Origin of the sequence: Endozoicomonas atrinae (genome assembly GCF_001647025.1) — a bacterium.
Classification (GTDB): domain Bacteria; phylum Pseudomonadota; class Gammaproteobacteria; order Pseudomonadales; family Endozoicomonadaceae; genus Endozoicomonas; species Endozoicomonas atrinae.
In genome coordinates this window covers 1-920 of the sequence record NZ_LUKQ02000632.1, presented here as the reverse complement: position 1 = coordinate 920, position 920 = coordinate 1, and the positions used below count along the sequence as shown (strand labels likewise).

The 920-nt window shown below is 57.7% G+C and carries 1 protein-coding gene; it reads left to right on the top strand.

Features of this window, described 5'->3' with window-relative positions; translation table 11 throughout:
* Window positions 1-175: 175 nt before the first annotated feature.
* On the top strand, window positions 176-920 hold a 745-nt coding region (locus tag AK963_RS29675; RefSeq protein ID WP_139117801.1), incomplete at its 3' end, for a hypothetical protein.

Genomic DNA, 920 nt, shown 5'->3' with positions numbered 1-920 from the left:
CCACCATCTATTACCAACGGGCGCAACCGGTGAGTGATACCCCGCTTAACAATTTCTACTGGGACACCACCGCTTATGACCTCGGTGCCACCGATGTCAGCGTATCCGACGCCATTATCCACTGGACGGCCACCGGCGAATAAACGGCCACGGGCTAATAAACAGGAGACTCACCATGGGCATGACACGATCACAGGGTATGACCCGTCGGGGAATACCGGACTCAGGCATGAGCTACGGCCTGACCGGCAACAGCGCCTACCAGAAAAGCCTGGACCAGATGGGGAACTTCAATACCTTTTCACTGGGAAGCAGTAACAACCATCGGAACAGCAGCAACGGTTACGGGTTGCCGGAGATCACACCCCGCTACGCCTACGACGACAGCGAGCAGCGTTACCAGCTCAATATCGACGCGGCCACCGATGTGGCAGACCAGCTAAAGGAGTATGGCGACAAGCTGTTTGATGTGTTTGACAACTACCAGCCCAACTTCCAGTACCTGGGCGACAACGCCACGGTATCGGATGCCCAGTTGGAGAGCCGGTTGGGGGAGGCGACCAGCGACTATCAGGCCAATGCGGACCTGCAACAGTCGGAGTACGAACGGGATATGCGCCGGATGGGCGTGAATCCCAATTCGGCACGGTTTGCGGGTTTTGGTACCAGCAATGCCCTGCACAAGGCGGCGGGACTCTCGGCCATTCAGAATCAGGTGCGCGACACCGCCAGAGAGGAAAGCTGGAACCGCAACCTGGATGTGGCGGAGCTGGGACTGGATACTGCCAAGACTGCCACCGATGGCCTGAGCAGTGCGGCCAGTGTCTACAAGGTCGCGGCGGATATGTTCACCGACAACAAGATCAAGTACGACCAGCTCAATGAAGCCGCCCGTCAGTACGATCTGGGTTATGGCTTCA